We start from the raw sequence: 17,502 nt of genomic DNA, 5'->3' as shown, positions 1-17,502 counted from the left end.
GCTCGCTTGACCATTCGTTCTCTGCTCGCGTGAGGGGACGTCGCGCATGAACTGGGCATGGGCCACTTCGCTCGACCAAATCTGGCGCTCGCCGGCCTTTCCGATGTGGATGACGCTGGCGGCTGCCGGATTCTTCGGATTGATCCTGCTGATCACGCTGCTGCGCGCCGACAGGTCGGTCGCCAACGGCGCGCTGACCGTGATCACGCTGCTGTCCATCGCGATCGCAGGAGCTGCCACCGTGCGCGTCTATGGACCGGCGGGGCAGGACGCTCCGACCGAAGTGCGCGCGCAAGGTGCTGTCATCGCAAGCCTGCCGGCACTGTCCTGTCTCGACGATCTCGCCGGCGATGCGGTCGCCATTGGCTGCGAGAAGGCGCTGTTCGGCTCGCCGGATGCCGCGGCTGCCGCCGTCTCCTACACCGCGGCCCGAATCGACCGGCTGACCGCGCTCGGTGATGCCGCGACCGCCGAGAAGAGCCTCACGACGGACATGAAGGTGCTGCGCAAGGCGCTGGAGCACGATCGCTACGGCCTCGTCGCGCAGGTGCTGGTCGTGCGCGACGGCTGCACGCAGTTCGACTGCGCCGCGTTCCGCTCGCTGACCGACCAGCAGCGGGTTGCCGCCAACATGGACGCCCATCTCTACGACATGCTGGTCGCGCGCTACGCGCCAACCTGGAACGCGCCTGCAACGGCGCAGGGGATGCCGGCCACGGCCGCGCTTGCCGGGCTGCCGCCCGCGATGCCGACGGGCAAGCCGACCAGCGCTGAGTTCCCGAGCGCCTCGTCGACGCCGCCGGTCAGCATCATGAATCCGGAGCCCACGGCGACGACGCGTCAGGCGGCGCCCGCCGCCGCGAACGCAGCGCCGGCACCGCGCGCGCCCGCCGCGACGTCGGCACAGGCCGCCGCACCACCGGCCGCGAAGAAGCCGCCGGCCCCGAAGGCTGCGCGTGCTCCCGCGGCAGCACCGGTTCCGCTCGCTCCGCCGCCAGCCTCGGCGGCCGCGCCCGCGGCTGCGGATAACGAATAGATCGGCATTCCAAATGCGGTGCTGCCCGGCTAATGCTTGGGCATGCCGCTACATCTGATCAAGCTCGCCGTCGGTTGCGACTCCGTCAAGGAATTGAAGGAGTGGATCGCCGAACGGATGCAGACCGCCAAGAAGAAGGGTCTGCCGCAACGTCACATCCACATCACCCGCATGGTTCCCAAGCGCGATGCCGAGATCCTCACCGGCGGGTCGCTCTATTGGGTGATCAAGGGCGAGATCGCCGCGCGGGAAAAGATCATCGGCATCGAGCCGTTCCGCGACAAGGACGGTATCGGCCGCTGCCGGATCGTGATGCAGCCGAAGGTCGTCTCGGTCTCGCCGCGGCCGATGCGCCCATTCCAGGGCTGGCGCTATCTCGCCGACGATTCCGTGCCGCCCGATCTGGGCAAGTCCGCCGCCGGCTCGATCGCGGCGATGCCGGAGCCGATGCGGCGCGAATTGCGCGATCTCGGGCTGCTCTAAACCGCGATATTGTCGATCAGCCGGGTGTTGCCGAGCTTGGCGGCGACCAGGATTCGCAACGGGCCGTCCTTGCGCGAGGTGAGGGGCGCCAGCGTCTCGGCATGGCGCGCTTCGTAATAGTCGAGCGCAAAGCCGGCCGCCTCGATCGTCGCGGCGCCACGCTTCATGGCCGACGCAACGGCTTCGCCGGCACGGATGCGGCCGGCGCTGTCCTTCATGGCACGGTAGAGGATGGGGGCGGTCTGCCGCTCCTCGGGCGATAGATAGACGTTGCGCGAGGACATCGCGAGCCCGTCGCGCTCGCGCACGGTGCGGGAGCCGACGACCTTGACGCCGAGGTCGAGGTCGCGCGCCATCTGCGTCACCACCCGCAACTGCTGAAAGTCCTTTTCGCCGAAGATCGCAAAGTCCGGCCGGCACTGCGTGAACAGTTTGCCGACCACGGTGGCGACGCCGCCGAAGAAATGCGGGCGGAAGCGGTCCTCGAGGCCGGCGAGCGCCGGTCCCTCCGGCATGATGCGGGTGGCAAAGCCCTCCGGATACATCGCCGCGACGCCGGGGTGCCAGACGATATCGACATCCTCGGCCGCGAGCTTGGCGATGTCGGCCTTCCAGGTGCGCGGATAGGCGCCGAAATCCTCGGTGGGGGCGAACTGGGTCGGGTTGACGAAGATCGAGACCATGACGCGGCTGGCGCGCCGCTTGGCGAGGCGGACCAGAGACACATGCCCGTCATGGAGAGCCCCCATGGTCGGGACCAGCGCGATCGTGGCTTTTCGCTTGCGGAGATTGTCGACGGCGCGGCGCAAGGTTGGGACCGTGCGGGCAATCAAGGGGCTTGCTGACATCAGGACTCGACAGGGTTGGGAATCGGCGCGGCATGACCTTGGCGCCAGGGGCGACTAACCTTAACAAGCGGCGATCGTGGACGCCATGCATCCGGATGCGGCACAGCATCCCGCGCAAGGCGCGCGCGATGTCGCGACATTGTGGCTGGATCACAGACGAAAGACGACGCCGCGATTCATGAAAAACGGCGCAATACGATTTGCATTACCTGTCACGCATTTCACTTGACCGCAGACGCGGCCAACTCGAAGATATTCATCAGGGGTGTTGAGGATCGCCATGCTTGTGCAGGCTAGCCAAGGCCAATCCGGCTCGGCGCATGTAGTCGTGCTCGGCAACGAGAAGGGCGGTTCCGGCAAGTCGACCACCGCCTTGCACATCGCCGTTGCGCTCCTGAAGGCGGGCCAGCGCGTCGCTACCATCGACCTCGACTGCCGTCAGCAGAGCTTCACCCGCTACATCGGCAACCGCTCTGCCTGGGCGCGCCGCACCAAGCTCGACCTCGAACTGCCGGTGCATCGCTGCATCAAGCTCGGCGAGACCATGCAGATCGCCGAGAACGAGAATTCCGAGTTCCAGCAGTTCATGGAGGCGGTCTCGGCGGTCGAGAGCAGCTTCGACTTCATCGTCATCGATACGCCGGGCACCGACAGCTATCTGATGCGGCTGGCGCACTCGATGGCCGACACCCTGGTCACGCCGATCAACGACAGCTTCCTCGATTTCGACGTGCTCGGCACCGTCGATCCCGCCAACTACGCGGTGACGGGCGAGAGCCATTACGCCGAGATGGTGCGCGACGTCAGGCGCAAGCGCCGCCAGCTCGACGGCTCGACCACCGACTGGATCGTCGTGCGCAACCGCCTGTCGATGCTCGGCTCGCGCAACAAGCAGCTCGTCGCCGAGGGGTTGAAGGATCTGTCGCTGCGGCTCGGCTTCCGCTACGTCGACGGCTTCGCCGAACGCGTCGTCTATCGCGAATTCTTCCCGCGCGGCCTGACCGCGCTCGACGAGATCGACGAGGCCACGCTCGGCATGCGCCCCAATCTCGGCCATCTCACCGCACGGGAGGAGGTGACGAGCCTGCTCCGCCAGCTCAAGCTGCCGCTGGACGAGCGCGGCCGCCGCCGCGCCGCCAACCGGGCCGAGTGGTTCAACCAGGTCGACAAGCCGCTCGAGGTCCACGACATCCTCGGCGCCTGAGCCGGCGGTATGCCACTACTTCCGATCGATCCGATCGATCTGAGGGCCGGGCTCTCCAGGGAACTGCGTCCGCGTTTCGCCGTTTTCACCTTACGTTGACCGTGAAATTGAACCCAATTGAGACCGGTTGCGTCGGATGGTGAAGTACACCCTGACGTAGCCTGGCGAGGACGGGATGCCCATAAAACGTGTGCGGCGCACAATGAAAGGGCTGCCGGTTCACAATATTTGGCCTTCCTGTCACGCGCCTGTGACATATATTAGCGAATAGGCGACAAGGGGTCGAAGAGCCCCGGAAGAACACGATTTTCAACAGGGATTCAGGCCGCAAGAGCCTGAGGCTGAGGACGAAAATGAAGCGTGGAATTGCCGTTCTGGTTTCGGTCAGTGCTCTCTGCGGCATCGCCTATTTCACGGCGAGCAAGTGGGCGATCAAGCACGAGACCATTACCTTCTACGACGCCTCGCGCGACAATCGCCCGGTGCCCGTCGACATCGCGGTGCGTCGCGACAAGGAAATGCAGGCCAATGCCGGCATGATCACGCTGCCGGTCGCGGTGATCAATCACGGCAACACCGTCAAGAACACCGAGTACGGCTTCCTCGCCAACATCTTCGCTGCGCGCGGCTACATGGTCCTGAGCCCGCAGCACGACTTGCCGACCGATCCTCCGATGGTGACCAAGCCCGGCGAGCTCTATGTCGGCCGGCTGCCGCAGATCCTGCGCGGTGTCGCCAACATCCATCTCGCCGTGCAGGAAATGAGGAAGCTTCAGCCCAACGCCGACTACGACAAGGTCACCATGGTCGGCCATTCCATGGGCGGCGACATCACCATGTATTTCGCCAAGCAGTATCCGGATGAGGTCAAGAAGGTCGTCACGCTCGACAATCTGCGCGTGCCCTTCGTCACCGCCGGCAAGTTCAAGATCCTGTCGTTCCGCTCCACCGATCCGCAGTTCAAGGCCGATGCGGGCGTGATCCCGACGGACGAGGAATGCGAGAAGGCGGGTATCCAGGTCGTGAAGACCGAATTCCAGCACAACGACATGCGCGACACCGGTCCGGACGTCGCCAAGAACTCGATCCAGGGCATGCTCGACAAATTCCTGAGCGCGACCGACAGCGAGATCGCGCCGGTCGACACGCAATCCTCGCCGCCCAATATCCTGGAGCCCGGTCCGGTCGCCTTGATGGGGCCTGCCAAGAGCTGACGTCTTCTCCCTGACGGTCCCTCATCGTCAGTCACGATCTGCAAAGCCCCCGCCAGCCTCTGCCGGCGGGGGCTTTGCACATTGACCGGGCAGCTTGCGCTAACCACATTAGCTGGCCACGCAGGGTCAAGGCATGTCGGGCGAACCCATCAAACCGCGCAGCGGCGATGCCGTCTCGGCGCAGGCAGGCCGCGCGGTGCCGCAGGCCGGAACGTCGACTGCGGAAGACATCGCCGCCTTCGTTGCCAAGGCGCAGGCGATGTCACCGCATGCGCCGGGCGCGAAGGGGCGGCTGATCTTCGCGCTGGATGCGACGATGAGCCGGCAGCCGACCTGGGACATGGCCTGCGCGCTGCAGGCCGACATGTTTCGCGAGACCGCCGCGCTCGGCAGTCTCGATATCCGCCTGGTCTATTATCGCGGCTTCAACGAGTGCCGCGCCACGGGGTGGATCTCCGACAGCACCAGGCTTGCGGCGTTGATGAGCAAGATCGATTGCCGCGGCGGCGACACCCAGATCGGCAAGGTGCTGACCGAGGCGCGGCGCGAAGCGGTCGCATCGGGCGTCCGCGCCGTCGTCTTCGTCGGCGATGCCATGGAGGAGAAGGTCGACGAGCTCTGCGCCAAGGCCGGCGAGCTCGGCATGCTCAAAGTGCCCGTGTTCGTGTTTCAGGAAGGTCATGATGCCGTCGCCGAGCAGGCCTTTCGCGAGATTGCGCGCCTGACGGGTGGCGCCTGGTGCCGCTTCGATCCGGGCGCGGCGGCGCAGTTGCGCGAGCTGCTGCGGGCCGCTGCGGCCTATGCCGCCGGCGGTCGCGAGGCCCTGTTGAAACTGGCGAAGACCGCGAGCGGCGCGGCCAGGCTGATCGGCCAGATGAAATAGCGCTCAGGCATCGCGGCGAGGCGTATGCCATGCATTTTGCCGCGAGGGCGACTATATTCCGGTCATGACCCTGATCGCCGGCGCTGTCGCTGTTATCACGCTTTATCTGCTGCTCCAGATGTTCCGAGCCGCCAACCCGGCGGTGCTGGCGAGGGCCATCAGGTTCGGTGGCGGCGTGGTGGCGCTGGCGGTCGCAGCCTTCACGGGCTTGCGGGGCGAACTGGTGGTGGCGATCCCGCTCGGGATTTTCGGCGCCGGCCTGCTGGGCTGGACACCGCTGGCAAACGCCGGCTTCGGCAATGTCGGCGGGCTGTTCGGCGGCGGTGGTCCTGCGCCCGCGTCAGGGCAGTCCTCACGCGTGCGTTCGCAATTCCTGGATATGCGGCTCGACCACGGCTCTGGCCAGCTCGGCGGGCAGATCGTCGCCGGGCCTCACGCCGGGCGCGATCTCGGCGAGTTCGATCTCGCTAGCCTGCTGGCCATGGTCCCGACATTCGACGCCGAGAGCGTGGCCTTACTTGAAAGCTATCTGGACCGCCGGTTTCCCGCCTGGCGTCAGAACGCGCAGAGCGATGCGGCAGGGGGGCAGCGCCGCACGGCGGCGAGCGGCAAAATGACGGCGGAGGAGGCCTATCAGATCCTTGGCTTGCAGCCGGGGGCGGGGCGTGACGACATCAGCCGGGCCCACAAGACCCTGATGAAGAAACTCCATCCCGACCAGGGGGGGTCGAACTACCTCGCTGCCCGTGTAAACGAGGCCAAGGATACTCTGCTTCGTACGCATAACGGCTAACTCCGGCACCACGCTACAAACGCCCGTACCGCGTGAGCTCCGCTTGCTCTGTCTGCCGTCGCCCTGACACCCGCCATTGTCGGCGTGGTTGATCTCTTGAGTAAAGTTTTAACCGTAAATCCTTGACGAGAAGTTGTCGCGGAACTGGCATCGAGACCCGCCAAAAACAAAAATGCCCGCGGCACAGCGCGGGCATTTTGATCGGAGCGTTGCGAAAGATCAGTTGCGGACGGTGATGCAGGAGATGTCGGCGCGCTTCAGGGTACGGCAGACGGCTTCGGCCTGGTCGCGCTCGAGCCCGGCGAAGCGGGCGCGATAGAGCTTGCGATTGTCCTTGGCGACGACCTCGGTGAACGGATCGGCCTTGCTGAGCAGGCCGCGGGCCGAGCTGCGCGCGGCGTCGATGCGCTGCTGGGCTTCGTTCTCGCTCTCGAGCGCGCCGACCTGGACGATCCAGCCGCTGTGGGTGACGACCGGCTTGGTGGTGGCGCTCATCTGAACCGGCATCGGATCGGCGGAGGCGAGCTTCGGAGCGGCCGGGGCGGGCGCAGCAGCCGTTGCGGCCGGCAGCACCCCGAGGATGCCGTTGCCGGTGCCGAAGCCCGCCGGCTGCCGCGGCAGCTCGGTGCGGGCGATCTCGGCCTTCGGCGCTTCCGGCTGGCTGACCACCTCGGGCTTGTTGATGAGATCGGCCCGGGCGACGACGGCGGTGGAGGTTTCCGCGACGTCGGAGCGGGACGAAATGGCGTTGGTGACCGGCGGTGCGACCTGAGCGGGGGCAGCGGAGGCGACCTTCACGGCGCCGGCCTTGACCTGAACCGTCTTGACCCGAACCGGCTTCATCGGCTCGGACGAGCCGGGGATGATCGAGAGCGGCTGGCTCGAGATCACGCCATTGGTGAGCGGCGCCGGCTCGATCCTGGATTCCGTCGGCCGAACTTCAGGCTTGGCCTCGGACCTGGGCTGGGCCGGCGGCACCGCGGCAGTCGCAGCCGCGAGCGTCGACAGGCGTGCGGCCAGACGCGACGGAGCGGCTTCAGGAGCAGGGGCAGAGGCGGCCTGAACCTGAGGAACAGCGCGGGCCGGGATAGGCGACGCGTCGGCGACCTCGGTGCTGGCGTCAGCGCCGTTGCGCTCCGTGACCGCGGCGACGGTGTGGGTGGTCGCGCCCTTCTCGAGATTCTCCGCGAGCAGGTTGCGCATGATCGCATCGCGCGAGCCGCCGCTGCGGCCGCCGAGCACGACACCGATCAAATGACGGTTGCCGCGGCGCATCGAGGTCACGAGATTGAAGCCGGAGGCGCGGGTGTAGCCGGTCTTGATGCCGTCAACGCCCTCGACATTGCCGAGCAGGTGATTGTGGTTGCGGATCGACTGTCCGCGCCAGTTGAAGGTCGCGGTCGCGAAATAGCGATAGTAGCGCGGGAAGCGCTCCTGGATGGCGCGGCCGAGCGTGGCCTGGTCGCGCGCGGTCGTGACCTGCTCGTCGTTGGGAAGGCCGTTGGCGTTGCGGTACACCGTCTTGGACATGCCGAGCGAGCGCGCCTTGCGCGTCATCATCTGGGCGAAGTCGTCCTCGTCGCCGGCGATCGCTTCCGCGATCACCACCGCGGCGTCGTTGGCGGAGCGGGTGACGAGACCCTTGATCGCGTCCTCGACGCGGATGGTCTGGCCGGCACGCAAATTCAGCTTGGTCGGATCCTGATCGGCGGCGTGCTGGGACACCGGCATCTCGGTGTCGAGCTTCATCTTGCCGGACTCGAGACGCTCGAACAGCAGATAGAGCGTCATGATCTTGGTGAGCGAGGCAGGGTGACGGATGCCGTCCGGGGCGTTCGACTGAAGCACCGCGCCGGAATTGCCGTCGACGATGATGGACGCGAATTTCGGGCTGGAGCTCTCGGACACATCGCGCTGCACCCGGTGGTGCGCGTAATGGCGGCGATGACGCCGCGCCTCGGCGGCATCGGTGGTGAAGATGACCGCAGTGGTGACCGTAAGAAGCCCGAAAACGCCAACCCGCGCCAAGCGCGAGGAAGACAAGTTTTTACGAAGCATGGAACCCCGTCCCCGTTTCTCAACTGATCACCGGCTCGTGAGGCGAAATTGTGCCCAATGGACCCGGGATCATTACCTGCTCAGGCTGTCCCTCCGCTGGTGTTCGCCGCGGGGGACGTTGGGCCTGAACCGCTATTCTGGCTAAGGTGATGGTCTCAAACGGCTTTTGACCGTCTGCGGAAGTTGAACACGTCCAGGGAATCAGGGTAGGGGCCCGCGGTTTCCAAATGCTTAAAGAACCCTTGCGGGAAACCCCGGGAATCTCCGCGAAGTGAGTCCAAATTTGTGCGTCGCACAAAGATTCTTGACTTTTTTGTGCGTTGCACTAATTGTGGGCAGAGTCAGGGAGCCGGGGCTTCCCGACGAGAGCCAGGGAAAAGGATTCCGAAATGTTCAAGGTTGAAGACTTTCAGAACTACGGGAAAGAGCACTTCGAGCAGTACGTCGCCTCCGCGACCTCGGTGCAGCACGGCCTCCAGGCGATCGCCAGCGCCTATGGCGACTATACGAAGAAGTCGTTCGAAGACACCAAGTCCTTCGTCGAGAAGCTTTCCGGCGTGAAGTCGCTGGACAAGGCCATGGAAGCGCAGACCGATTTCGCCCGTTCCTCCTACGAGACCTTCGTTGCGGAATCGCAGAAGATCGCCGGCCTCTACAGCGACCTCGCCAAGCAGGCGTTCAAGCCGGTCGAGACCATCGTGTCGAAGTTCACCCCGGCTGCTCAGTAAATTTTTCAGGACGTCCTGGAATCGAAAAGCCCGGCTGAACCAGCCGGGCTTTTTGTTTGCACGCGGTCGATCCGTCAGCGCGCCACGCGCAGCTTCGACAGCGAGGTGCCGATGTCCTTGAACACCGAGACCGTCTGGCTCGCCGACGTGACCAGGTAGAACTTGTCGCTGCCGCTGGCGCAATATTGCAGCACGCTCGAGGTCGGGTCGCTGCCGGTGTTCACCTGCACCGTATAGATCGTGATGTTGGACGGCTGGGCCTTGGCATTGTCGCACAGAATCTTCTGCCGCGCGTCGATCTGCGAGGCGTTGCTGTACCAGCGGTTCTGCGTGTTGAGACCGTCCGACAGCAGCACGATCGCGTCCTTATACGTATAGTTGGTGTCCTTGGCCGGCGCGTTCATGGGATCGCCGGTCGAGAGCGTCATCCAGCCCCAGGCGAGGCCGACGCCCTGGTTGGTGTTGCCGGTCGGGACCAGATTGCCGATCAACGTCTTGAGCGCGGACCAGTCGTAGCTCAGCGGCATGATCGGTTGGATGTAGGCCGAATTGCTGGAATTGCAGTACGAATACTGATCCGCCGGGAACAGCGTCGACGAGTTGCTGATAACCGGAGTCGTATTCTTGGTGTCGTAGTCCTGATCGCGGTCGGTGACGCATCCCGTCCATTTGTTGTGGTTCTTCGGCGTCCACGTCTTGCCCGCGCTGACGCAGCCCGACTGTTGCTTGTACCAATTGTCGCTGCAGCTGCCATTCACCGCTTCCCAGTCGCTCCAGTCGATCCAGGACTTGTCATAGTTGCTGCTGCCGACGTTGACGTCCTTGGAAAACGGAACGACCGAGATGTAGACGTCGCCGTTGGTCTTGGCGAGCGTGCTGAGCTGGTCGACCAGGTTCTTCGCGGCCGTCTGCATGGCCGGCATCTTGCCGTCGTCGGCCATCGATCCCGTGACGTCGAGCACCAGGGCCACGCGCATGCGCGTCAGGCCCCAGGCGCTGGTGGAGGTGGTGTCGATGCCGAGTGTCGGGAAGCCGGCGATCTTCATGAAGCTGGTCGTGTAGGTGCCGGTTCCGGTGAGCTGGATCGTCGAGCCGATGCTGGTGCTCGCGGTATAAGTGGCCCCAACGGTGACCGATGGCAGGGTCGTGGTGTCGGTGAACAGGGCATTGAAATAGGTTTGCGCCTTGCTGCTGATCTGCGACGTCGTGATCGTGCCGGCCGACAGGTCCCTGGAGAGCATCAGCGCGGTGGAGTCGAGGGCCGACTGCATGGAGGCGCGGGCCTGGGCGGCGCGGCTATAATCGATCGCGGCACCGACGAAGCTCAGCACCGGGACCAGCGCGATGGCGAAGATCACGGCGATATTGCCTTGCTCGGCCGCTGCAAAGCGGGCGAATAGTCGACCAAGGCGGCTGACGAGGGGCGGGCGAGACATGACGATCCCCGAAATCTGTGTTTTGCCCGATTTCGCGCCACGCCATTGAACGGCAGGTAAATTGGACCGTAGAAAACCGGAGCGACCCGCGTGAAACCGCCGCAGCCGGGTTAACAGCCGGGGTTCCTGGTCAACATGTTCTAAACGCGCGGGGGCGAAATTTTTGTCAAATCGGTCGGGATTGTTTAACCTTGCTCCCGATCGCCCGGACCGGGAATCGGGACTGCTGTGGCCGCATCGGCCGGACCTTTGCACGCTTGCGGCGGGCCGGGGGCAGGCCCATATTGCTGGCGAACGATCCGGCTTGGACCGGATTGTCGGGAGCGACGATCCAACAAGGCGGCGCGCCTGCGCCAGGCTCCGAAGGGCGGGGTCGCGCGGCGACTGCCATTCGCTTCCATGGGGAATTTGAACGCCTGAGCCATGCCGCAATTGACTTCCAGACTTGACCTGTCCGCGCCAGCCGCTGCCTACGCTCCTCGCATGAGCAATGACGAGAACCGTTCGGGCAACCCCTCGGGTCCGAACACTTCGGTCATTACCAAGGTCAAGCCCAAGACCAAACGGCCGAACCTCTACCGCGTGCTGATCCTGAACGACGACTACACGCCGATGGAGTTCGTCGTCCACGTGCTGGAGAAGTTCTTCAACAAGGACATCGAGGCCGCGACCAAGATCATGCTGCACGTCCACCATCATGGCATCGGGGAGTGCGGCGTGTTCACTTACGAGATCGCCGAGACCAAGGTGACGCAGGTGATGGATTTCGCCCGCAAGCACCAGCATCCGCTGCAATGCGTGATGGAAAAGAAATAGTCGCCGGTCGCGTTCCTTAGAGTGGTTCTGTTCGCGTGGCGTGTGATGGCAGCACATCCTGCTGCATGATCCGGTGAACTTCGGCGCCGGCGTCAACCCTGCCCAAATGGGTAGTCTGCCCAAATCGGAACGGGTTTTGCATCGAAAATACCGCGGGTGTGTCGCTGCCGGAGTCGCGGAACCGGTCTTTCGCCGCGGTCTTGTATAACTATATGTGACAAAGGTTGTTGTTGCCTGACCGGGCGATCACGACCATGATGGTGGGGGCCATAGAGGACGCGAATGCCGACTTTTTCCCAAAGCCTTGAACAATCCCTGCATCGTGCACTGGCGATCGCAAACGAACGTCATCACCAATACGCGACGCTCGAGCATCTGTTGCTCTCCCTGATCGACGACTCCGATGCAGCCGCCGTCATGCGCGCCTGTAGTGTCGATCTCGACAAGCTCCGCACGAGCCTGGTTAATTATCTTGAGACCGAGTTCGAGAATCTGGTCACGGATGGCGCCGACGACGCCAAGCCGACCGCCGGCTTCCAGCGCGTGATCCAGCGCGCCGTGATTCACGTGCAATCCTCCGGCCGTGAAGAGGTGACCGGCGCCAACGTGCTGATCGCGATCTTCGCCGAGCGCGAGAGCCACGCCGCGTATTTCCTGCAGGAGCAGGACATGACGCGCTATGACGCGGTCAACTACATCAGCCACGGCATTGCCAAGCGGCCTGGCGTCTCCGAGGCGCGGCCGGTGCGCGGCGTCGACGAGGAGACCGAGACCAAGGGTGCCGAAGACGCCAAGAAGAAGGGCGAGGCGCTCGAGACCTATTGCGTCAACCTCAACAAGAAGGCGCGTGACGGCAAGATCGACCCGGTGATCGGACGCAACTCCGAGATCAACCGTGCGATCCAGGTGCTGTGCCGCCGGCAGAAGAACAACCCGCTGTTCGTCGGCGAAGCCGGCGTCGGCAAGACCGCGATTGCGGAGGGCCTCGCCAAGCGCATCGTCGACAGCGAGGTGCCGGAAGTTCTGGCGGCTGCCACCGTGTTCTCGCTCGACATGGGCACGCTGCTCGCGGGTACGCGCTATCGCGGCGACTTCGAAGAGCGCCTGAAGCAGGTACTGAAGGAGCTCGAGGCGCATCCCAACGCCATCCTGTTCATCGATGAGATCCACACCGTGATCGGTGCGGGCGCGACGTCGGGCGGGGCGATGGATGCCTCGAACCTGCTCAAGCCGGCGCTGGCCTCGGGCACCATCCGCTGCATGGGCTCGACCACCTACAAGGAATACCGTCAGCACTTCGAGAAGGACCGCGCGCTGGTGCGGCGCTTCCAGAAGATCGACATCAACGAGCCGACAGTGGAGGACGCGATCGCGATCCTCAAGGGTCTCAAGCCGTACTTCGAGGACTACCACCGGCTGAAGTACACCAACGAGGCGATCGAGGCCGCGGTTCAGCTCTCCTCGCGCTACATCCACGACCGCAAGCTGCCGGACAAGGCGATCGACGTGATCGACGAGTCCGGTGCGGCGCAGATGCTGGTGGCCGAGAACAAGCGCAAGAAGACCATCGGCATCAAGGAGATCGAGACCACGATCGCCTCGATGGCGCGGATTCCGCCGAAGAGCGTGTCGAAGGACGATGCCGAGGTGCTCAAGCATCTCGAGCAGACGCTGAAGCGCACCGTGTTCGGCCAGGACAAGGCGATCGAGTCGCTCGCGGCATCGATCAAGCTGGCGCGTGCCGGCCTGCGCGAGCCGGAGAAGCCGATCGGCTGCTACCTGTTCTCGGGTCCGACCGGCGTCGGCAAGACCGAGGTTGCAAAGCAGCTGGCGGCAAGCCTCGGCGTCGAGCTGTTGCGCTTCGATATGTCCGAGTACATGGAGCGGCACACCGTATCGCGTCTGATTGGTGCGCCTCCCGGCTATGTCGGCTTCGACCAGGGCGGCTTGCTCACCGACGGCGTCGACCAGCATCCGCATTGCGTGGTGCTGCTCGACGAAATCGAGAAGGCGCATCCCGATCTCTACAACGTGCTGCTGCAGATCATGGATCACGGCCGGCTCACCGACCACAACGGCAAGCAGGTCAATTTCCGCAACGTGATCCTGATCATGACCACGAACGCGGGGGCTTCCGATCTCGCCAAGCAGGCGTTCGGCTTCACGCGCTCCAAGCGGGAAGGCGACGACCACGAGGCGATCAACCGGCAGTTCGCGCCGGAATTCCGCAACCGTCTCGATGCCATCGTCTCGTTCGGCCATCTCAGCGTCGAGGTGATCGGCACCGTGGTCGAGAAGTTCGTGCTTCAGCTCGAAGCCCAGCTCGGCGACCGCGACGTCACCATCGAGCTGTCCGAGCCCGCCAAGGCCTGGCTGGTCCAGCATGGTTACGACGAGCAGATGGGCGCACGTCCCATGGCCCGCGTGATCCAGGAACACATCAAGAAGCCGTTGGCTGACGAGGTGCTGTTCGGCAAGCTGAAGGGCGGCGGCCACGTCCGCGTCATCCTGGTCAAGGACGAGGCTGACGAGACCAAGGACAAGATCGGCTTCGAATTCGTCGAGGGGCCGGTCACGCCGAAGCAGGAGAAGCTCCCGGGCACCCGCAAGCGCCCGCCGGGCAAGTCCAAGCCGGGCGGCCCCGGCGGCTCGAAGGGGCCGACCTCCAAGGGCCCGCTGGTCAAGGCTTGATCGGCACGCCATGAGAATTGAAAAGGCCGGCTGAAAAGCCGGCCTTTTCATTGATGCGATGTCGTACCGCAGAACGGCCTACGTACCGGCCTCCGGCGCGCGCGGCGGCAGGGGCCTCTTCGGAGCGGCCGGCCGGGCGCCGCGGGCAGGGACCGACGGCTGCATCGTTACAATGACCGGGTTTGGCTTGTGATCGGTGGCCGCCCCCGTCGCGGCGTCGACCCCCATGCCGACGACGCCGCCGAGCAAGAGGTTGCCGGCGAAGCCGGTGGCCCCGGTGCCTGAAACCTCCTTGGTGAGCTGCACCGTCTGGGATTGATAGCCTTCCTTCTCGAAGGTGATCGTGATGTCGGCGTTACGCTTGGCGACGATGGCGCAGGGTGTGGTGCAGGTGGTGGGCACTTCGAGCCCGGAGACCATGGCTTCCACGCCTGACGGTGTCGATGAGATGCTGATGTTTTCGGTCGTGCCGCGCGTCACAGACGCGCAGCCGCCCAGCATGACGCTGAGCGCCACAATTCCCAATGAACGCATGAAGTGCCCCTTATTCCCCGCGCCAATCAAGCGCAACCGGAGCGCGAGGGCAATAGGTCATTGGTCCGGATAGTTAAGCCACGCAGGGGTTGTGCACGGGAATGGCCGGTACCTGGACGTGGGGCTCCGTCAGTCGCCCCGCAGGCGCTGATCATCCTGCACGCGGACGTGTTCGGCGCCGCGCGCGCCAACCGGAGACAGCCGCAGCATGCTCAGCACCGCGCCGCAGAGTGCAAACCCGACGCCCACGAGCAGCGCCAGCCTGGTCCCCTCAACCGGATACCGTCCGAGCAACAACGCGACCAGTGCGGCGCCGGTGGTCTGGCCGAGCAGGCGTGCCGTGCCCAGCATGCCGCTGGCGCCGCCTGCGCGCTCGCGCGGGGCGGCAGCGATCATGGTGCGGTTGTTGGGCGTCTGGAACAGACCGAAGCCGGCGCCGGCCAGCGCCATGCGCCAGATCACGTCGAACGGTGCGGGGTCTGCGGGCAGGAAGGCGAGCGCGGCAAGGCCGCAGGCGAACAGCGTGAGGCCGATGCCGCCGAGCAGGCCGGCCGGATAACGCTCGACCAGGCGGCCGGCGAGGGGCGCTGCGAACGCCACGGCGATCGGCCATGGCGTGATCAGGAGGCCCATATGGACCGCCGAATAGCCGAAGCGGCTCTGGAGGTAGAAGGGGATCGCGACGAAGGCCAGCATCTGCCCGCAGAACGAGGCGATCGAGGTCGCGATCGACAGCGCGAACACCGGGATGCGCAACAGGTCGACCGGCAGCAGCGGCGAGGTCATGTGGGTTTCGCGCCAGATCAGCAGCGCGCCTGCGACGATGGCGATGGCGAACTGCACGAGGCAGGTGATGGCGGCCTCGCCATGACCGACGCTGTCGACGGCCGCGATCCCGACGCCGAAGGTGATCGCCGAAAGCCCCGCGCTCTGCCAGTCGAACGAATGGCTGGCGGGCTTTGTGTGCGGCAGGCTGCGCAGGCCCAGCACCAGCGTCACCGCGCCGAGCGGCACGTTGATGGCGAACAGCCACGGCCAGCTTCCGACCGCCAGGATGCCTGCGGCGAGCGTCGGGCCGATGGCGGCCGAGAAGGCGACGACGAGCGCGTTGAGCCCGATGCCGCGGCCGAGCTGGCTGCGCGGGTAGGTGAAGCGCACCAGCGCCGCGTTGACGCTCATGATGCCGGCCGCGCCAAAGCCCTGGATGATGCGCGCGACCGTGAGCAGCGGCAGCGTATGCGCCAGCGCGCAGAAGGCGGACGCCAGCGTGAACAGCACCAGCCCGACCAGATAGACGCGGCGATAGCCGACGATCTCGCCGAGCGAAGCCAGCGGCAGCAGCGAGATCGTGATCGCGAGCTGGTAGCCGTTGACGATCCAGATCGAGAAGGCTGGACTGGCGTCGAGGTCGGCCGCGATCGTTGGCAGCGCGACATTGGCGATCGCGCTGTCGACCACCGCCATGATGATGCCGAGCGCAATGGTCAGCACCGCCTGGTTGCGCTGCGGCTGCGGCAGGCCGTCGGCATGCTCGATGGGGGCGGACGACATGATGGAGGCGCGCTTGATTCGAGCCGTGTTTCATCTCCGAATAGGAAATTGCCGGATTGACGGCAACCCGTCAGGCTTTCCGCAGTTCCCGCAACGGAAGCACTCGTAACGGCTCGGCAGACACAAAGATTCTTGCGCTAGACCGCCGGCGGATTGCGGTCGATAAAGGTCGTGCGCTGGTGCCAATAGGGGTATGGCAGCGTCACCTTGCTCGCGGCGTCGAGCTTGGCAATCTGGTCCTTGGTCAGCGACCAGCCGACCGCACCGAGATTTTCGCGCAGCTGCGTCTCGTTGCGCGCGCCGATGATCAGCGTCGATACGGTCGGGCGCTGCAGCAGCCAGTTGAGCGCGATCTGCGACACGCTCTTGCCGGTTTCCTTCGCGACCTCGTCGATGGCATCGACGACACGATAGACGTGCTCGTCCGGCACGGGCGGGCCGAACTCGGCGGTCTTGGGCAGGCGGCTCACCTCGGGCTTCGGCTGACCTCGGCGAAGCTTGCCGGTGAGGCGTCCCCATCCGAGCGGCGACCAGACCACGGCACCCAGCCCCTGGTCGAGGCCGAGCGGCATCAGCTCCCATTCGTAATCGCGCCCGATCAGCGAATAATAGGTCTGGTTGGCGACGTAGCGCGGAAAGCCGTGCTTGTCGGCAACGGAGAGCGACTTCATCAGGTGCCAGCCCGAAAAATTCGAAACGCCGACATAGCGGATCTTGCCGGCGCGCACGAGCGTATCGAGGGTCGCGAGCACCTCCTCGGGCGGGGTGAAGGCGTCGAAGCCGTGGAGCTGGAACAGGTCGATGTAGTCGGTGCCGAGCCGGCTCAGTGAACCGTCGATGGCTGCGAGCAGATGCTGCCGTGACGAGCCGATGTCGTTCGGGCCATCGCCGAAGCGAAACGTGGCCTTGGTCGAGACCAGCACCTTGTCGCGGCGACCCTTGATGGCTTCGCCGAGAACGCGCTCGGACTCGCCGAGCGAATAGACATTCGCAGTGTCGAACATCGACACGCCGGCTTCGAGACAGATGTCCAGCAGGCGCCGCGCCTCGGTCGCGTCGGTCGTGCCCCACGCGGCAAGGCGGCCGACGCCGCCGAACGTGCCGGTGCCAAGGCTCAAAGCGGGCACCATGAGGCCTGACCGGCCCAAGCGTCGGTATTCCATCGATATGCTCCTCGGCTGGCCGCTGATTGATCGTTGCCGCCTTGCACCGAGGTTAGCGCAAGCG

General features: G+C 65.0%; 15 protein-coding genes. 9 read left to right on the top strand and 6 right to left on the bottom strand.

The window, feature by feature from the left end; translation table 11 throughout:
- Positions 1 to 46 precede the first annotated feature (46 nt).
- Both GGD62_RS33445 and GGD62_RS33440 read left to right on the top strand, forming a co-directional pair.
- Positions 47 to 1,036 carry a hypothetical protein gene (locus tag GGD62_RS33445; protein WP_092257720.1) on the top strand — a complete coding sequence of 330 codons (990 nt, stop codon included), beginning with the start codon at positions 47 to 49 and terminating at the stop codon, positions 1,034 to 1,036.
- Between the two features lie 42 nt (positions 1,037 to 1,078).
- Entirely contained in the window at positions 1,079 to 1,519 is a 441-nt protein-coding gene (locus GGD62_RS33440; protein WP_183234520.1) for a DUF1489 family protein, read from the top strand.
- Here GGD62_RS33440 and panC read toward each other — a convergent pair.
- A complete protein-coding gene (gene panC, locus GGD62_RS33435; protein WP_018321155.1) occupies positions 1,516 to 2,367 on the bottom strand; it encodes a pantoate--beta-alanine ligase in 852 nt (283 codons plus the stop codon). The genes GGD62_RS33440 and panC overlap by 4 nt on opposite strands.
- Positions 2,368 to 2,647: 280 nt before the next feature.
- On the opposite strand from panC, the gene GGD62_RS33430 reads away from it, so the two are divergent.
- The 4 genes from GGD62_RS33430 to GGD62_RS33415 all read left to right on the top strand — a co-directional run bounded on the left by GGD62_RS33430 (position 2,648) and on the right by GGD62_RS33415 (position 6,461).
- Entirely contained in the window at positions 2,648 to 3,571 is a 924-nt protein-coding gene (locus GGD62_RS33430; RefSeq protein ID WP_018321154.1) for a division plane positioning ATPase MipZ, read from the top strand.
- 353 nt (positions 3,572 to 3,924) lie between these two features.
- The gene (locus GGD62_RS33425; RefSeq protein ID WP_018321153.1) at positions 3,925 to 4,785 is read left to right on the top strand and encodes an alpha/beta fold hydrolase; all 861 of its coding nucleotides are present in this window, start codon (positions 3,925 to 3,927) and stop codon (positions 4,783 to 4,785) included.
- Positions 4,786 to 4,918: 133 nt separating this feature from the next.
- Positions 4,919 to 5,668: a hypothetical protein gene (locus tag GGD62_RS33420; RefSeq protein WP_018321152.1), complete on the top strand. Its 750-nt coding sequence runs from the start codon at positions 4,919 to 4,921 to the stop codon at positions 5,666 to 5,668.
- A 64-nt stretch (positions 5,669 to 5,732) separates the two neighbouring features.
- Entirely contained in the window at positions 5,733 to 6,461 is a 729-nt protein-coding gene (locus tag GGD62_RS33415) for a DnaJ domain-containing protein (protein WP_183712434.1), read from the top strand.
- A gap of 219 nt (positions 6,462 to 6,680) precedes the next feature.
- Here GGD62_RS33415 and GGD62_RS33410 read toward each other — a convergent pair whose 3' ends face one another.
- Complete coding sequence (locus tag GGD62_RS33410; RefSeq protein WP_018321150.1) at positions 6,681 to 8,519, bottom strand: D-alanyl-D-alanine carboxypeptidase; 1,839 nt, start codon at positions 8,517 to 8,519, stop codon at positions 6,681 to 6,683.
- A gap of 389 nt (positions 8,520 to 8,908) precedes the next feature.
- Here GGD62_RS33410 and GGD62_RS33405 point away from each other — a divergent pair, with 389 nt between their 5' ends.
- A complete protein-coding gene (locus tag GGD62_RS33405; RefSeq protein ID WP_028143975.1) occupies positions 8,909 to 9,247 on the top strand; it encodes a phasin family protein in 339 nt (112 codons plus the stop codon).
- A gap of 74 nt (positions 9,248 to 9,321) precedes the next feature.
- Here the strand turns inward: GGD62_RS33405 and GGD62_RS33400 are convergent, their stop codons facing one another.
- Positions 9,322 to 10,683, bottom strand: coding sequence for a pilus assembly protein (locus tag GGD62_RS33400; protein ID WP_183712432.1), 1,362 nt, complete (start codon positions 10,681 to 10,683; stop codon positions 9,322 to 9,324).
- 483 nt (positions 10,684 to 11,166) lie between these two features.
- Between GGD62_RS33400 and clpS the strand changes: the two genes are divergently transcribed.
- Complete coding sequence (gene clpS, locus GGD62_RS33395) at positions 11,167 to 11,499, top strand: ATP-dependent Clp protease adapter ClpS (protein WP_026202494.1); 333 nt, start codon at positions 11,167 to 11,169, stop codon at positions 11,497 to 11,499.
- A gap of 282 nt (positions 11,500 to 11,781) precedes the next feature.
- On the top strand, positions 11,782 to 14,190 hold the full coding sequence (gene clpA, locus GGD62_RS33390) for an ATP-dependent Clp protease ATP-binding subunit ClpA (RefSeq protein ID WP_104462224.1): 2,409 nt from the start codon (positions 11,782 to 11,784) through the stop codon (positions 14,188 to 14,190).
- Positions 14,191 to 14,268: 78 nt separating this feature from the next.
- Here the strand turns inward: clpA and GGD62_RS33385 are convergent, their stop codons facing one another.
- The 3 genes from GGD62_RS33385 to GGD62_RS33375 form a co-directional block, all read right to left on the bottom strand.
- Complete coding sequence (locus GGD62_RS33385) at positions 14,269 to 14,724, bottom strand: PEGA domain-containing protein (RefSeq protein ID WP_179738609.1); 456 nt, start codon at positions 14,722 to 14,724, stop codon at positions 14,269 to 14,271.
- A 129-nt stretch (positions 14,725 to 14,853) separates the two neighbouring features.
- Positions 14,854 to 16,275, bottom strand: a complete 1,422-nt coding sequence (locus GGD62_RS33380) for an MFS transporter (RefSeq protein WP_183712430.1) — start codon at positions 16,273 to 16,275, stop codon at positions 14,854 to 14,856.
- Between the two features lie 137 nt (positions 16,276 to 16,412).
- Positions 16,413 to 17,438, bottom strand: coding sequence for an aldo/keto reductase (locus GGD62_RS33375; RefSeq protein ID WP_183712428.1), 1,026 nt, complete (start codon positions 17,436 to 17,438; stop codon positions 16,413 to 16,415).
- Positions 17,439 to 17,502 lie beyond the last annotated feature (64 nt).

The organism is Bradyrhizobium sp. ERR14, assembly GCF_014198235.1.
Taxonomy (GTDB): Bacteria; Pseudomonadota; Alphaproteobacteria; order Rhizobiales; family Xanthobacteraceae; genus Bradyrhizobium.
The sequence above is the reverse complement of the archived record's forward strand: the minus strand, read 5'-3'. Positions and strand labels throughout refer to the sequence as shown.

What these genes read in the sequence shown, in the direction of transcription:
- GGD62_RS33445 (WP_092257720.1), top strand. Translation starts at nt 47, where the DNA reads ATGAACTGGGCATGGGCCACTTCGCTCGACCAAATCTGGCGCTCGCCG.
- GGD62_RS33440 (WP_183234520.1), top strand. Translation starts at nt 1,079, where the DNA reads ATGCCGCTACATCTGATCAAGCTCGCCGTCGGTTGCGACTCCGTCAAG.
- panC (WP_018321155.1), bottom strand. Translation starts at nt 2,367, where the DNA reads ATGTCAGCAAGCCCCTTGATTGCCCGCACGGTCCCAACCTTGCGCCGC.
- GGD62_RS33430 (WP_018321154.1), top strand. Translation starts at nt 2,648, where the DNA reads ATGCTTGTGCAGGCTAGCCAAGGCCAATCCGGCTCGGCGCATGTAGTC.
- GGD62_RS33425 (WP_018321153.1), top strand. Translation starts at nt 3,925, where the DNA reads ATGAAGCGTGGAATTGCCGTTCTGGTTTCGGTCAGTGCTCTCTGCGGC.
- GGD62_RS33420 (WP_018321152.1), top strand. Translation starts at nt 4,919, where the DNA reads ATGTCGGGCGAACCCATCAAACCGCGCAGCGGCGATGCCGTCTCGGCG.
- GGD62_RS33415 (WP_183712434.1), top strand. Translation starts at nt 5,733, where the DNA reads ATGACCCTGATCGCCGGCGCTGTCGCTGTTATCACGCTTTATCTGCTG.
- GGD62_RS33410 (WP_018321150.1), bottom strand. Translation starts at nt 8,519, where the DNA reads ATGCTTCGTAAAAACTTGTCTTCCTCGCGCTTGGCGCGGGTTGGCGTT.
- GGD62_RS33405 (WP_028143975.1), top strand. Translation starts at nt 8,909, where the DNA reads ATGTTCAAGGTTGAAGACTTTCAGAACTACGGGAAAGAGCACTTCGAG.
- GGD62_RS33400 (WP_183712432.1), bottom strand. Translation starts at nt 10,683, where the DNA reads ATGTCTCGCCCGCCCCTCGTCAGCCGCCTTGGTCGACTATTCGCCCGC.
- clpS (WP_026202494.1), top strand. Translation starts at nt 11,167, where the DNA reads ATGAGCAATGACGAGAACCGTTCGGGCAACCCCTCGGGTCCGAACACT.
- clpA (WP_104462224.1), top strand. Translation starts at nt 11,782, where the DNA reads ATGCCGACTTTTTCCCAAAGCCTTGAACAATCCCTGCATCGTGCACTG.
- GGD62_RS33385 (WP_179738609.1), bottom strand. Translation starts at nt 14,724, where the DNA reads ATGCGTTCATTGGGAATTGTGGCGCTCAGCGTCATGCTGGGCGGCTGC.
- GGD62_RS33380 (WP_183712430.1), bottom strand. Translation starts at nt 16,275, where the DNA reads ATGTCGTCCGCCCCCATCGAGCATGCCGACGGCCTGCCGCAGCCGCAG.
- GGD62_RS33375 (WP_183712428.1), bottom strand. Translation starts at nt 17,438, where the DNA reads ATGGAATACCGACGCTTGGGCCGGTCAGGCCTCATGGTGCCCGCTTTG.